We start from the raw sequence: 14109 nt of genomic DNA on the forward strand, positions 1-14109 counted from the left end.
GCGCGGCATGTATAGGCAGGCGCAGAGCAAAGGAAAAGGGCATGTTGAGCGCAGGGACGGTCACGGCGCTGGGGGCGATGTCGGGTACCTCGCTCGATGGCGTCGATGCCGCGGTGGTGGTGACCGACGGCGAGACGATCACCGGCTTCGGCCCGGTGGCCTACCGCGCCTATGACGCCGAGGAACAGGCGTGCCTGCGCGCCGCACTGGGCAAGTGGCCGGGCGACGAGTTGCGCGCCGCCGCGCAGGTGGTGGAGCGCGCCCACGAAGAGCTGCTGGCAGGATTCGAAGGCGTCGATCTGGTGGGGTTCCACGGCCAGACCCTGGCGCACGATCCGGGCGCGCGCGGCACGCACCAACTGGGCGACGGCGATGCGCTGGCGCAGGCGCTGGGCGTGCCGGTGGTATGGGATTTCCGCGGCGCCGATATCCGGCTGGGCGGGCAGGGGGCGCCGCTGGCGCCGTTCTTTCACCACGCCTGCGCGCGCTGGATCGGGGCGCGCGCGCCGCTGGCCTTCCTCAACCTCGGCGGGGTCGGCAACCTGACATGGGTGGACCCGCGCGTCGCGCGCCCCGAGGACGCGGGCGCGCTGCTGGCGTTCGACACCGGGCCTGCGAACGCGCCGCTCAACGACCTGATGATGCGGCGCCGGGGGCGGCCGTTCGACGCGGGCGGCGCGCTGGCCGCGCAAGGCCGGGTGGCCGAGGGCGCGCTGGAGATGTTTCTCGACGACGCCTGGTTTCTCAGGATGCCGCCGAAATCGCTGGACCGTGACGCCTTTGCCGGCATGCTGGAGCTGGTGCGCGAATTGCCCGATGCCGATGCCGCCGCGACGATGACGGCGATGGCGGCGGCGGCGGTGATGCGCGGGGTGGAGCACTGCCCCGCCCCGCCCGAGCGGATCCTGGTCGCCGGCGGCGGCCGCCACAACCCGGTGATGATGGAGATGCTGCGCGCCGGGCTCGACTGCCCCGTGCAGCCGGTCGAGGCCGTGGGCCTGGACGGCGACATGCTCGAGGCGCAGGCGTTCGCCTACCTGGCGGTCAGGGTGGCGCGCGGGCTGCCCACGTCGTCGCCCGCCACCACCGGCGTGCGCGCCGCGGTGGGTGGCGGCACCGTCTCGCGCCCCGGCGGGTGAGCCGCGGCGGCCGGGCAGGGCAGGGGCGCTGCCCCTCTTGGCCTGCGGCCAATTCACCCCGGGATATTTTCGGCCAGAAGAAACACGCGCGTGGCTCTGCACTGTCCTTCATCTTGCTTCGAATACGCCCGCCACGTCAACGCGCGTCGAGGTCCGGCCGGGAAAGCGCGATCAGGAGTCGCGGGCCACGCGGGCGGCGCGCCCGCCACGGCGCTTTTTGAGCAACGGCGCGCGGGCCGGCAGGTCGGCCATGATGGTGCGGCGTTCTTCGGGCGTGAGGCGCGACCAGGATGCGATCTCGTCGGCGGTGCGAAGGCACCCCGCGCAAAGCCCGGCCTGCGGGTGGATCACGCAAACCCTGACGCAGGGGCTTTCGACCTCGTCGCGTTTCCATGTCCCGTCGCTCATCGCGTGCCCTTCATGTGATGCAACCGGTCCAGCATGCCTTGCAGGATATAGGACGCGGCGACGTGGTCGATCACCTGTGCGCGACGTTTGCGTGTCGTATCCGCTTCGAGCAGGGCGCGTTCGGCGGCCACGGTGGACAGGCGTTCGTCCCAGAAACCAATCGGCAGATCGGTGAGCCGCGAGAGGTTGCGCGCGAAGGCACGGGTGGACTGGCAGCGCGGCCCCTCGCTGCCGTCCATGTTGCGCGGCAGGCCCAGGACCAGCCCGGCGATATCGCGCGCCGCCGCGAGGTCGAGCAGACGCGCGGCGTCGAGCCCGAACTTGCGCCGTCGGATGGTCTCCAGCGGGGTGGCGACGCTGCGTTGCAGGTCGCTGACCGCGAGGCCGATGGTCTTGTCGCCCAGGTCCAGCCCCATGAGCGCACCGACGGCGGGCAGCGCATCGGCAAAGGCGTCCGGTGCGTCATGCACCATGACGCGGCCCGCTCACTCCGACACCCCGGCACGCACGGCGGCGGCGCGCAGTTGTTCCAGCGCCTGCGGCTGCCCGGCGAAGGCCTGTTTCGCGTCGCTCCAGGCCTGTTGCGCGCGCTCGGTTTCGCCCAGCACCCCGTAGGCGCCGATCAGCCGTGCCCATTCCGCGGCCGTGCCGCCCTCGTCGGCAAGCCGCTCGGACAGACCGGTAACCATGCTGCGGATCATCTGCTGGCGCTCTTCGGCGCTCATATCGGCGGCGGCCTGCCTGTCCTCGGCGTTGGGGCCGCGCAGGGCCGGCGCGGCCTCTCCGGGTTGCGGGGCCGTGTAGTTGACGCCGGCCCGCCGCGCCACCTGGCCGATCTGTTCGCGGATCGGGGCGATCCACGGCGCGTCGCCGGGGCCCTCTTCCAGCAGCGCGCGCCAGACCTTGAAGGTGCGGTCGGGCCGCCCCGTCTGCGCCGCCATCAGTCCCATGTAGTAGCGCGCCGCACCATGCCTTGGATCGCGCCGCAGCGCCGCCATCAGCGCCTTTTCCGCCTCGGGCGAGACATAGCCGCGCGCGGCGATGATCATCAGCTCGGCGTAGTCTGCGTATTCCTCGGCGCCGGCGCGGTCGCCGAGCATCGACAAGAGCTTCTCCTGCGCCTTGTAGGCGGCGCGGAAATTGCCCATGTTGGCCTCGTTGCGCACCAGCAGCCGCAGGCCGCGCACGTCACCGGGACGGTTGGCGACCGCGGCGCGCAGCTTTTCCATCAGCTCCGCGAATTCCGGCGCCACGTCGCGCGGCGGGCTGGCGGGCAGGTCGCCCTCGACCTCGGCCTGCGAGGGGCGGCTTTCACGCGCCACCTCGGCGTTGGCAAGGCGTTGTTGCAGCCCCATGTCGGGCTTGCCCGGCGTGCCCAGCACCAGGTAGAGGCCCGCCGAGCCGCCGATCAGCACCACAGCCCCCAGAACCGCCGCGGCGCGCCCCGCCGCCGCGGGCTGGCCCGGACCGGTGCCGGTGCCGGTGGATTCCAGTTGGGCATCGGCGGCCAGAATGCGGCGCGATATCTCGGCACGAATACGTTCGGCATCGGCGTCCGCGATGGCGCCGCGCGCGCGCTCGCGGTCGACCTCGGCCAACTGGTCGCGATAGACCTGCAAGTCGTAGGCCGCCGGTGACGCGGCGCCGGCGCGTCCGCGCAGCATCGCCAGTGCCAGCAGCGCCGCCACGGCGGTGGCGAGCGCCCCGCTGATGATCCAGAACAGCATCCATGCCTCCATAGTTTCCATTGTCCCATGTAGCGATCACCGGGCGCACGCAAAAGGGCAAACTGTCGTGATCGCCGGGCATGTCGCAACCACGCGCCAATGTGACGTTTCAAAACAGGGACGCGCCGCGGCTTGGGTGCAGATAACGGGTGCGGCGTTGCACGCGACCGGATTCGAGGCGGGAGGCCCCCATGAGACGATATTCAGCCTTTGCCATCGCGCGCGAGGCGTTGCGTTATCACGCCGGTTGGGAAAAGGCCTGGGCCAGCCCCGAGCCCAGGCGCAAATACGACGTCGTCATCGTCGGTGCCGGCGGTCACGGACTGGCCACGGCGTTCTACCTCGGGCGCAATTTCGGCATCACCAACGTGGCGGTGATCGAAAAGGGCTGGCTGGGCGGCGGCAACACCGGCCGCAATACCACGATCATCCGCTCCAACTACCTGCAGGACCCGTCGGCGGCCATCTACGAGAAATCCCGCTCGCTTTACGAGACGATGAGCCAGGACCTCAACTACAACGTCATGTATTCGCCCCGCGGCGTGATGATGCTGGCCCAGACCCAGGCCGAGGTGCGCGGCTACCTGCGCACCGCGCAGGCCAACACCCTGCAAGGGGTCACGACGCGCTTCATCGACCCGCCCGAGGTCAAGAAACTGGTGCCGATCATCAACCTCGACGGGCCGCGCTACCCGGTGCTGGGCGCCCTGTGGCAGGATCGCGCCGGCACCGCGCGCCACGACGCGGTGGCCTGGGGCTATGCGCGGGCATGCTCGGACATGGGGATGGACATCATCCAGCAATGCGAGGTCACCGCCGTGCGCCGCGAGGGCGGCCGCGTGGTGGGCGTCGATACCAGCCGTGGCGCCATCGACTGCGACAAGCTGGGTATCGTTGTCGCCGGCAACTCGGGCGTCATGGCCGAACGCGCGGGCTTTCGCCTGCCGATCGACAGCGTGGCGTTGCAGGCGCTGGTCAGCGAGCCGATCAAGCCCTGCATGGACGTGGTGGTGATGGCCAACACCGTGCACGGCTACATGAGCCAGTCCGACAAGGGCGAAATGGTCATCGGCGGCGGCGCCGACGGCTACAACAACTACACGCAGCGCGGCAGTTTCCACCATATCGAGGAAACCGTGCGCGCGCTGGTCGAGACCTTCCCGATGGTTTCGCGCCTCAAGATGCTGCGCCAGTGGGGCGGCATCGTCGACATGACCGGCGACCGCTCGCCGATCCTCAGCAAGACGCCCGTCGAGGGCGTGTTCATCAATTGCGGCTGGGGCACCGGCGGGTTCAAGGCAACGCCGGGCTCGGGCTGGGCGATGGCCGAGCTGATGGCCAAGGGCCACTCGCCGCTGGCCGAGGCCTATACGCTCGACCGCTTCAGGGAAGGCCGCTTCATTGATGAGAGCGTGGCGGCGGGGGTGGCGCATTGATGCGGGTTGAATTCCAAGCGCCGGGGCGCAGCCCCGGATCGCGCCCGACCCGCCCCCGGGCGGTGCGATGCAACATGATCGAGGGAGTCATGCCATGCTGATCCTCCACTGCCCCTATTGCGGCGTCATGGCCGACGAAACCGAACTGCACGGCGGCGGCGAGGCGCACCTGACGCGCCATGGCCCCGGCTCCAGCGACGAGGAATTCCACGACTACCTGTTCGCCAAGGAAAACCCCCGCGGCGTGCATTTCGAACGCTGGCGCCACGTCAACGGCTGCGGCAAGTGGTTCCACGCCGCGCGCGACACCGCCACGCTCGAGGTCTTCGGCACCTATTCCGCCCAGACCACCGAGCCACCGCAGGCCATCCGCGACGCGATCACCGCCAGGCGCCCGGGCTGGACGTGGCGCCACCTCGCCGGCAGCGCGAAATGACCCTTCTTCTGGCCGAAAATATCCTCGGGGGGTCCGGGGGGCAGACAGCCCCCGGCCGCTCTCCGCCAAAACGAGGACCCGAGCATGAGCACACGCCTCGCCACAGGTGGCCGCCTGATCGACCGCTCCAGGCTGCAAAGCTTCACCTTCAACGGTGCCCGCATGACCGGCTTTGCCGGTGACACGCTGGCCTCGGCGCTTCTGGCCAACGACCGGATGATGCTGGGCCGCTCGTTCAAGTACCACCGCCCGCGCGGGCTGGTCGCCAGCGGCGCCGAGGAACCCAACGCGCTGGTGGGCCTGGGCCATGGCGCCCGGTTCGAGCCCAACCAGCGCGCCACCACGACCGAGCTGTTCGACGGCGCGCAGATGATCAGCCAGAACCACTGGCCCAGCCTCGAATACGACATCGGCGCGGTGAACCAGGCCTTCGCCCGGTTCCTGCCGGCGGGGTTTTACTACAAGATGTTCCTGTTCCCGCGCGTCTTCTGGAAACACGTCTACGAGCCGTTCGTGCGCCAGTCCGCCGGGCTGGGCAAGGCGCCCGACGCGGAAACCCGCGACGCCGACACGTATGAGCATTTCTACGCTTACACCGACGTGCTGGTGATCGGGGGCGGTGTCGCGGGGTTGCAGGCCGCACTGGCGGCGGGGCGCACCGGTGCCAGGGTGCTGTTGATCGAACAGACGCCGCACTGGGGCGGGCGGGCGCCGGTCGATGGCGGCGAGGTCGCCGATCAGCCGGTCGATGATTTCGTGAACCAGTGTGTTGCTGATCTGGAAGCAATGCCCAACGTCACCCTGCGCACCCGCTGCATGGGCGCCGGGGTCTATGATCATGGCTACGTTCTGGGCTACGAGCGCATCAGCGATCACGCCCCCGGCATGGACGGCCCGCGCCACCGGCTGTGGCGCATCCGCGCGCGCCAGGTCGTCACCGCCACCGGCGCCATCGAACGGCCGCTGTCGTTCGCCGGCAACGATGTGCCGGGCGTGATGCTGGCCTCGGGCCTGCGCGACTACGTAGTCAACTGGGGCGTCTCGGCGGGCGACCGCACCGTCGTGGTGACCAACAACGACGATGCCTACCGCACCGCCATCGCGCTCAGGCACGCGGGGCTGGAGGTGCCGGTGATCCTCGACGCCCGCGCCGCGGGCGGCGGCGCGCTGGCCGATGCGGCGCGCGAACTCGGCATCCGGGTGGAAAACGGCAAGGGCATCGCCAGGGTCACGGGCAGCAAGCGCGTCACCGGGGTGGCGATCTGCGCCCAGGCCGGCGAGGGTGCGGTGCTCGAAGAGGTGCCCTGCGACGCGGTGGCGATGTCGGGCGGCTGGTCGCCGGTGGTACACCTGTGGTCGCATTGCGGCGGCAAGCTGACATGGGACGAGGGCAGCGCGATGTTCCGCCCCGATGCGGACCGCGCGCCCACTGGCCATGACGGCGCGCCCTTCGTCACCGCCTGCGGTGCGGCGAACGGTGAATTCGACCTCGCCGCCATCCTCAAGGATGCCCACGCCGCCGGCCAGGCCGCCGCGCGCGCCACCGGCCACAAACCGGGCCGCAAGGCCGCGCCCAAGGCGCAGGCCGGCGAGGAGGCGCCGCTGGAGCCCGTCTGGCTGATGCCCCAGGGCGCCGGGATCAAGCTGCGGATGAAAGCGTGGCTGGACTACCAGAACGACGTCAAGGTCTCGGACGTGCAACTGGCCGCGCGCGAGGGGTATGAAAGCGTCGAGCACACCAAGCGCTATACCACGCTGGGCATGGCCACCGACCAGGGCAAGCTGAGCAATATCAACGGCCTGGCGATCCTGTCGGATGCATTGGGCCAGCCGATCCCGCAGACCGGCACCACCACCTTTCGCCCGCCCTACACGCCGATCAGCTTCGGCGCCATCGCCGGCGAGGCGCGCGGTCCCCTGTTCCAGCCCATCCGGCGCACCCCGATCCACGACTGGCACGAGGCGCAGGGCGCCTACATGGAACCCGTCGGCCAGTGGCAGCGGCCCTATTGTTTCCCGCAACCGGGCGAAAGCCATGACGACGCCGTGGCGCGTGAAATCAGGGCCACCCGCGACAGCCTCGGCCTGCTCGACGCCTCGACGCTGGGCAAGCTGATCGTCAAGGGCCCCGACGCGGGCCGCTTCATGGACATGATGTACACCAACATGATGTCCACCCTGGCGGTCGGCAAATGCCGCTACGGGCTGATGTGCAGCGAGAACGGATTCCTGATGGATGACGGCGTCGTGGCGCGCCTGTCCGACGACACCTGGCTGTGCCACACCACCACCGGCGGGGCCGAACGCGTGCACGCCCACATGGAGGAATTCCTGCAAACCGAATGGTGGGACTGGCAGGTCTATGTGGTCAACGTGACCGAGCAGTACGCGCAGTTCGGCGTCGTCGGCCCCAACGCGCGCAAGGTGCTGGAAAAGCTGGGCGGCGTCGATGTCTCGAAAGAGGCGCTGGCGTTCATGCAATGGACCGAGGGAACGCTGGCGGGTGTTGATAGCCGCATCTTCCGCATCTCGTTTTCCGGCGAGTTGAGCTATGAAATCGCCGTCCCGGCCAGCATGGGGCGCGCCTTCTGGGACAGGTTGCTGACCGCCGGGAAAGAATACGGCGTCACCCCATACGGAACCGAGGCATTGCATGTCATGCGCGCCGAAAAGGGCTTCATCATGATCGGGGATGAAACCGATGGCACGGTGATTCCGCAGGACCTGGGCCTGAACTGGGCCATATCGAAGAAGAAGGACGACTATATCGGCAAACGCGCGCAGGCGCGCAGCCACATGGTCGACCCCGACCGCTGGAAGCTTGTGGGGCTGGAAACGCTCGACGGCAGCGTGCTTCCCGACGGCGCCTATGCCGTGGGCGAGGGCGTCAACGCCAACGGCCAGCGCGTGGTGCAGGGGCGGGTTACCTCGACCTATCACTCGCCCACGCTGGATCGGGGAATCGCCATGGGGCTGGTGCTCCACGGTCCCGACCGGATGGGCGAGGTGCTGGAGTTTCCGCGCCTCGACGGCAGCGTTGTCCAGGCGAGACTCGTCGATCAGGTCTGGTACGACAAGGACGGGGACAAGCAAAATGTCTGAAGCGGCAAGCGCGCTCGACGGCGCATCCTTCGAAGGCCTGGTGCGGGTGGCCGATGCCGGGTTGCGGGGCATGGTGACGCTGCGCGGCGATCTCGGCGCCGACGCGCTGCACGCCGCCGTCAAGCAGGTCAGCGGCTGCGACATGCCCGGTCAGCGCAAGATCACCGCCGCCGGCGACAGCGCGGTGGCCTGGATGGCCCCCGACGAGGCGCTGCTGCTTTGCCCGCACGGGCAGGCCGACGCGACCTGCGCGGCGCTGGCGCGGGCGCTCGACGGCGTGCACCACCTGGCGGTCAACGTGTCGGACGCGCGGGCGACATTCGCGCTGGAGGGCGACGACGGCGCGCTGCGCGAAGTGCTGGCCAAGCTGGCGCCGGCGGACCTGTCGGCAGAGGCATTCGGGCCCGGCGATTTCCGCCGCACGCGGCTGGCGCAGGTGCCCGGGGCGTTCTGGATGCCACGACAGGGCGCGGCGCGGGTGATCTGTTTCCGCTCGGTGGCGCAATACATGTTCGATTTGCTGACAACCGCTGCTGCAAAGGGCAGCGGCGTGGGCTATTTTCAGGCCTGATTCCGGGCCTGAGGGCGGCGCCGCCGGTGGCCGCGCATCGGCCCCGCCCGGCACCGGGCGGGGTTGACGCCCCGATGGCAGCGGCCCACTTAAGAGGACCAGACAATTTCAACGCAGTAACAACAAGGGGGCCCGAAAATGGCTTTTGAACTTCCCGACCTTCCCTATGCGCACGACGCCCTGGCAGACCTGGGCATGTCGCGCGAGACGATGGAATACCACCACGACATTCACCACAAGGCCTACGTCGACAACGGCAACAAGGCGATTTCCGGCACCGAGTGGGACGGCAAACCCGTCGAGGAGATCATCAAGGGCACCTACGACGCGAACGCCGTGGCGCAATCCGGCATCTTCAACAATGCCAGCCAGCACTGGAACCACAGCCAGTTCTGGGAAATGATGGGCCCCGGCAAGACCGGCATGCCCGGCGAACTGGAAAAGGCGCTGGTCGAGGCGTTCGGCAGCGTCGACAAGTTCAAGGAAGACTTCGCCGCCGCGGGCGCCGGGCAGTTCGGCTCGGGCTGGGCATGGCTGGTCAAGGACAAGGACGGCAGCCTCAAGGTGACCAAGACCGAGAACGGCGTGAACCCGCTGTGCTTTGGCCAGACCGCGCTTTTGGGCTGTGACGTGTGGGAACATTCCTACTACATCGACTTCCGCAACAAGCGCCCGGCCTACCTGCAGAACTTCCTTGAAAACCTGGTGAACTGGGAAAACGTCGCCGCGCGCATGTAATCGGCGCGGATGACTTCGCTCCGCTGGCCGCGCCCCGCCTCTGTGCCGGCGGGGCGCCCTCGGTCGTGGCGGGCGGAAGGTGGCGCGCCGCTCCCGGTCGTCCGGCAGGCGCCTTCCCCGGGCTATTTCCGGAGAGAGGGAGAAAACCCGCGCCGGTTTGATCTGGATCGTTTCGCCGCGTCGCGCTTGTGTGCTTTGGTGCGGACGGAAACGTTATAGTAACAGGAGATGGACGATGGCGAAGCTTCAGAAGAAGGCATGGGTTCTGGTCGCAGACGGGGAAAAGGCGCTGTTCCTGCGCAACGTGGCCGGCGCCGCGCACCCCGAACTTGAGGTTCTGCGCGTCGAATCGCAGGAAAACCCCCGCCAGGGCGAACAGACCTCGGACCGGCCCGGGCGCATTCCCGACACCGGGGCGGGGCAGCTTTCGGCGATGGAAGAGCCCGACTGGCACCGCCTGGCCAAGGACAGGTTCGCCGCCGGAATCGCAGATATCGTGAACCGCGAGGCGTATGCCGGCACGTTCGAGGATATCGTGCTGGTCGCGCCCCCCAAGACGCTGGGTGAATTGCGCGATCACCTGCACGAGGGCGCGGCGGGCCGGGTGCGCGCGGAGATCGCCAAGACCCTTACCAACCACCCCCTGCCCGAGATCAAGCGCCGGGTGATCGAGGCACTGGCGGAGCACTGAGCGCCGCCACCCCGTCACGCGATAGCCCATTGTCTTGGCGCCCGGTTTGCGGCAGCACTGGCGCAGCGGCGACATGAGCGGGATGCAGGGCGATGGGCGAGGCGGGCAAGGGCGTGGCGGCGATGGTGGCGGCGTGCACCATCTGGGGCTTGTCACCGCTTTTCTACAAGATGCTGGAACATATCGCGCCGATCGAGATACTGGCGCACCGCACCTTGTGGTCGCTGGCGTTCTTCGCCGGTGTCCTGCTGCTGCAACGCCGGCTCGGCGCGTTGGGGCGTGCGCTTGGCGGGTTTCGCGCGGCGGTGATCATCGGCTTCGCGGCGCTGATGATCTCGACCAACTGGTTCATCTTCATCATGTCGATCCAGATCGGCAAGGCGACCGAGGCGTCGATGGGGTACTACCTGTTCCCGCTGGTGGCGGTGGTGATCGGCATGGTGGCCTTCGGTGAAAAGCTGGGCCGCGCGCAGGCGGTGGCGGTGGCGCTGGCGGCGCTGGCGGTCGCGCTGCTGACCTGGGGGTTGGGTGTGGCGCCGTGGATTGCGCTGGTCCTTTCCATCAGCTTTGGCATGTACGGACTTGTAAAGAAATACATTTCTGTTGGCCCTGTCGTGTCCGTGACGGCCGAGGTTCTGCTGCTGTCACCGATCGCGTTGCTGGTGTTGTGGATATTTCACACCGGCGGCGACGGCAGCGGCGCTTTCGGGGCGTCGGTATCCGACAGCGCGCTGCTGGCGTTCTCGGGGCCGTTGACGGGCACGCCGCTGATCCTGTTTTCCTATGCCACGCGGCGGGTGCGCATGGCGACGGTCGGCTTGGTGCAATACCTCAACCCGACGCTGCAATTCTTCTGCGCGGTGATGGTGTTCGGCGAACCGTTCGGCCCCTGGCACGCGACCGCCTTTGCCCTGATCTGGACGGCGCTGGCGATCTACTCGGTCACGGCGGTGCGCGCCGAGAGGGCGGCGCGCAGGGCGCGGGCCAAATCATCCGAGCTGGCCACCGGCGTCAGATAGCCCAGCACCGACTCGTCGGCGAAGCCGTGGTCGATGACGTGGCGCAGCAGGGCCAGCAGCGGCTGCCAGTAGCCGGCGGTGTCGAGCAGGAAGATCGGCTTGTCGTGCAGGCCCAGTTGCCGCCAGGTGAGAACCTCGAACAACTCGTCCAGCGATCCGGCGCCGCCGGGCAGCACCACGATGGCCTGGGCGTTCATGAACATCACCTTCTTGCGCTCGTGCATGGTCTCGGTGACCACGAAGCGCGACAGGTCGTGCTTGCCGACCTCGCGCTCGAGCAGGTGCAGCGGGATCACCCCGAAGGTGTCGCCGCCGGCCTCTTGCGCGGCGCGCGCGACGGCGCCCATCAGCCCGATGTCGCCGGCGCCGTAGACCAGTTGCCAGCCCTCGGCGGCGATGGTGCGGCCCAGGGCCTCGGCTTCGCGCGCGAAGGCGGGGTTTGCGCCGGCGCGCGATCCGCAATACACGCAGACGGAGGGCTTGGGCTCGGTGGTGGGGCCGGATCGGGGCATTGCTCGGGTCGCCTTGCTGTCAGAGGGCTTTTGACCCCTGATAGCCTTGTTGATAATGTCACTCAACCGCCGTTTCTGGGATGGGCGGAGGGAAGGGGAAAAGATGTTCGCAAAGGCAGGACTGGCCGGGGCTCCGGCCCTGACCATCGGCGGGGTCGCGGTGGCCGGGGCTGCCGCCATCGGTCTTTATGCCTTGGGTGTTATCGGCCCCGACCCGACGCCCGATGCTCCGGCGCACGAAGAGGCCCCGCAGCAAGCCCAAGCGCCAGCCGCCCTGTCCGACGACGATGCGGAAATGGATGAGGCGGACGCGACAGAGCCGGTCGCCACGCCCGAGTCCGAGCCCGAGTCCGGCGCCGAGACCGTGGCGGACCCCGCTGCCGCGCCGCCGCCGCCGCGGTTCGATACCGTGCGCGTGGCCCCGGACGGCACAACGGTGATCGGTGGGCGTGGCGTGCCGGGGGCCGGGCTGAAGGTGCTGCTTGACGACGAGGCGGTACACGACCTGAGCATCGGGCGCGACGGCGCCTTCGCGGGGATACTGACGCTGGCCCCCGCCGAGGCGCCGCGCATGCTGAGCTTGCTGATGGAGGTCGATGGCCGCAAGATCCCGTCCGACGAGACGGTGATCGTCGCCCCCTTCGGCACCCGCCGCGCGCCGGAACCCGAAGCCCAGCCCGATCAAACGGTCAACATGGCCGAGGCGACGCCGGATACCGCGACGCCAGGCGAGGCGGCGGACAACAACCAGGATGTCACCCGCGGGAACGCCGCGCAGGACGAGGCCGCGCCGCAGGCCGACGCGCAGGAGGACGTCGCGCAGGCGGAGGAAGTTGTCGCGCCGACGCCGGCGCCTCTGCCGGACGGCGCCCCGGCGGATACGGTCCCGCCGCAACAAGACCGGGACACCGCGCCACCCGCGCGCGACGTCGCGGTCGCGGAGGCGCCCGCCGACAAGCCGGGCACGTCCACCGCCGACGAAGAGGTTGCCACGGCTGAGCAGCCCGGCGCCGCGCAGACAGGCGCAACCACCCCGGATGCAAACCGCGATCCCGCTGACGCGGCCGATGTGGTCACCCGCGCCGAGACGCCGCAACCCGAACCGACCACCACGGCAACCGGCGGTGACGCGGCCGACGCGGTGGCCGGGGTCGAAGAAACGCAACCCGAGACGCCGCAATCCGAAGCGCCTGCCGTGACAGCCGAGGGTGATGCGCCCGCCGATCAGGTCGCGGCGGCCGACACCCCCGCCGAAGACACCCCCGCGCCGGGCGGGCCGGATGCACCGGCCCCGTCCGTCACCGAGGCCGCAGCAAGGGCCCCGTCCGCGCCCGAAACCGCCACGACCCCCGGCGAGACCCTCGCCGAGAGCGGGGACGCGCCGCCACCGGCACCGCAGCGCGCGGCGCCCGAACCGGCTGGCACCGAAGTCGCGGCACAGGCGCCGGCGGTTCTGCTGTCGACGCGCGAAGGGGTGCGGCTACTGCAACCCGCGGGCGGCACCGCACCGGAGACGATGGCCCGGGTTTCCATCGACACCATCAGCTACTCCGACAGCGGCGATGTGCAGATCGCAGGTCGTGGTGCGGGCGAAGGTTTCGTCCGCGTCTACCTCGACAACGCACCGATCACCACGTCGCGGATCGCCGCCGATGGCAACTGGCGCAGCACGCTGCCCGAGGTCGATGCCGGTATCTACACGCTGCGCGTGGACCAGATCGACGCCGAAGGCGAGGTCTCGGCGCGCGTCGAAACCCCGTTCAAGCGCGAGGCGCCCGAGCGGCTGGCCGCCGCGATGGCGCAATCCGACGGCGCCGGCGACGAGGCGGGCAAGGCGCCGGTGCGCCGCGTCGTGGTGCAGCGTGGCAATACCCTGTGGGGCATCGCGCGGCGCAACTATGGCGAGGGTATCCTCTACGTGCGGGTGTTCGAGGCCAACCGCGACAAGATCCGTGACCCTGACCTGATCTATCCCGGGCAGGTGTTCACCGTGCCGAAGTGATCGGCGCCGCCGCGGCGCCCGTGGGCTGGTCATCGCCGCGGCGCGGGTCTATCTGTCGCCTACCACCACCCCTCGCGCGATCAGCCGAAAGCCCACCCATGCGCCGCCTGACCCCGACCGATTCCGCCCTGAACGCCGACCAGGCCTCGGCGCTGCGCACGATCCGGCGCGTCGCACCCTATCTGTGGCCCGATGGCCTGCCCTGGGTGAAGCGGCGCGTGGTGCTGGCGCTTGTCGCGCTGCTGGCCTCCAAGCTGGTGTCGGTGGGCACGCCGGTGATCTACAAATACGCGGTCGATGCGCTGTCGGGCGAGGGGGTGTCCGACCT

13 protein-coding genes and 1 pseudogene are annotated in these 14109 nt (G+C 69.3%); 10 read left to right on the forward strand and 4 right to left on the reverse strand.

The genetic code is table 11. From position 1 onward, the window contains the following. The first annotated feature begins 41 nt into the window (after positions 1-41). Complete coding sequence (locus Q0L89_RS11225; RefSeq protein ID WP_296765057.1) at positions 42-1139, forward strand: anhydro-N-acetylmuramic acid kinase; 1098 nt, start codon at positions 42-44, stop codon at positions 1137-1139. A gap of 171 nt (positions 1140-1310) precedes the next feature. Here Q0L89_RS11225 and Q0L89_RS11230 read toward each other — a convergent pair whose 3' ends face one another. The 3 genes from Q0L89_RS11230 to ccmI are packed head-to-tail and all read right to left on the reverse strand — an operon-like array spanning position 1311 to position 3295. Next, positions 1311-1547 carry a DUF1289 domain-containing protein gene (locus Q0L89_RS11230; protein ID WP_296765058.1) on the reverse strand — a complete coding sequence of 79 codons (237 nt, stop codon included), beginning with the start codon at positions 1545-1547 and terminating at the stop codon, positions 1311-1313. Next, a complete protein-coding gene (ruvX, locus tag Q0L89_RS11235) occupies positions 1544-2020 on the reverse strand; it encodes a Holliday junction resolvase RuvX (protein WP_296765060.1) in 477 nt (158 codons plus the stop codon). The genes Q0L89_RS11230 and ruvX overlap by 4 nt, the downstream gene beginning before the upstream one ends. Before the next feature lie 12 nt (positions 2021-2032). Beyond that, positions 2033-3295, reverse strand: a complete 1263-nt coding sequence (gene ccmI, locus Q0L89_RS11240) for a c-type cytochrome biogenesis protein CcmI (protein WP_296765061.1) — start codon at positions 3293-3295, stop codon at positions 2033-2035. 170 nt (positions 3296-3465) lie between these two features. Between ccmI and Q0L89_RS11245 the strand changes: the two genes are divergently transcribed. The 7 genes from Q0L89_RS11245 (at position 3466) to rarD (ending at position 11267) form a co-directional block, all read left to right on the forward strand. After that, positions 3466-4710 carry a sarcosine oxidase subunit beta family protein gene (locus tag Q0L89_RS11245; RefSeq protein WP_296765063.1) on the forward strand — a complete coding sequence of 415 codons (1245 nt, stop codon included), beginning with the start codon at positions 3466-3468 and terminating at the stop codon, positions 4708-4710. Positions 4711-4804: 94 nt separating this feature from the next. Further along, complete coding sequence (locus Q0L89_RS11250; RefSeq protein ID WP_296765065.1) at positions 4805-5146, forward strand: sarcosine oxidase subunit delta; 342 nt, start codon at positions 4805-4807, stop codon at positions 5144-5146. An 84-nt stretch (positions 5147-5230) separates the two neighbouring features. After that, positions 5231-8248, forward strand: a complete 3018-nt coding sequence (locus Q0L89_RS11255; protein WP_296765067.1) for a sarcosine oxidase subunit alpha family protein — start codon at positions 5231-5233, stop codon at positions 8246-8248. Continuing rightward, on the forward strand, positions 8241-8819 hold the full coding sequence (locus Q0L89_RS11260) for a sarcosine oxidase subunit gamma (RefSeq protein ID WP_296765068.1): 579 nt from the start codon (positions 8241-8243) through the stop codon (positions 8817-8819). Before Q0L89_RS11255 ends, Q0L89_RS11260 begins: the two co-directional genes overlap by 8 nt. 138 nt (positions 8820-8957) lie before the next feature. Next, positions 8958-9557 (forward strand): superoxide dismutase, encoded by a 600-nt coding sequence (locus Q0L89_RS11265; RefSeq protein WP_296765070.1) that lies wholly within the window; start codon positions 8958-8960, stop codon positions 9555-9557. Positions 9558-9792: 235 nt separating this feature from the next. Beyond that, positions 9793-10248 carry a host attachment family protein gene (locus Q0L89_RS11270; RefSeq protein WP_296765073.1) on the forward strand — a complete coding sequence of 152 codons (456 nt, stop codon included), beginning with the start codon at positions 9793-9795 and terminating at the stop codon, positions 10246-10248. Between the two features lie 92 nt (positions 10249-10340). Then, positions 10341-11267, forward strand: a complete 927-nt coding sequence (rarD, locus tag Q0L89_RS11275; RefSeq protein WP_296765074.1) for an EamA family transporter RarD — start codon at positions 10341-10343, stop codon at positions 11265-11267. On the opposite strand, the gene Q0L89_RS11280 is transcribed toward rarD, so the two are convergent. Further along, a complete protein-coding gene (locus Q0L89_RS11280) occupies positions 11183-11779 on the reverse strand; it encodes a TIGR00730 family Rossman fold protein (RefSeq protein ID WP_296765076.1) in 597 nt (198 codons plus the stop codon). The genes rarD and Q0L89_RS11280 overlap by 85 nt on opposite strands. 103 nt (positions 11780-11882) lie before the next feature. Here Q0L89_RS11280 and Q0L89_RS11285 point away from each other — a divergent pair, with 103 nt between their 5' ends. Both Q0L89_RS11285 and Q0L89_RS11290 read left to right on the forward strand, forming a co-directional pair. Beyond that, the gene (locus Q0L89_RS11285; protein ID WP_296765077.1) at positions 11883-13781 is read left to right on the forward strand and encodes a LysM peptidoglycan-binding domain-containing protein; all 1899 of its coding nucleotides are present in this window, start codon (positions 11883-11885) and stop codon (positions 13779-13781) included. Between the two features lie 98 nt (positions 13782-13879). Further along, positions 13880-14109, forward strand: a pseudogene (locus tag Q0L89_RS11290) (metal ABC transporter permease); the annotation flags it as partial.

Source organism: Sediminimonas sp. (genome assembly GCF_024637375.1).
Taxonomy (GTDB): Bacteria; Pseudomonadota; Alphaproteobacteria; order Rhodobacterales; family Rhodobacteraceae; genus Sediminimonas.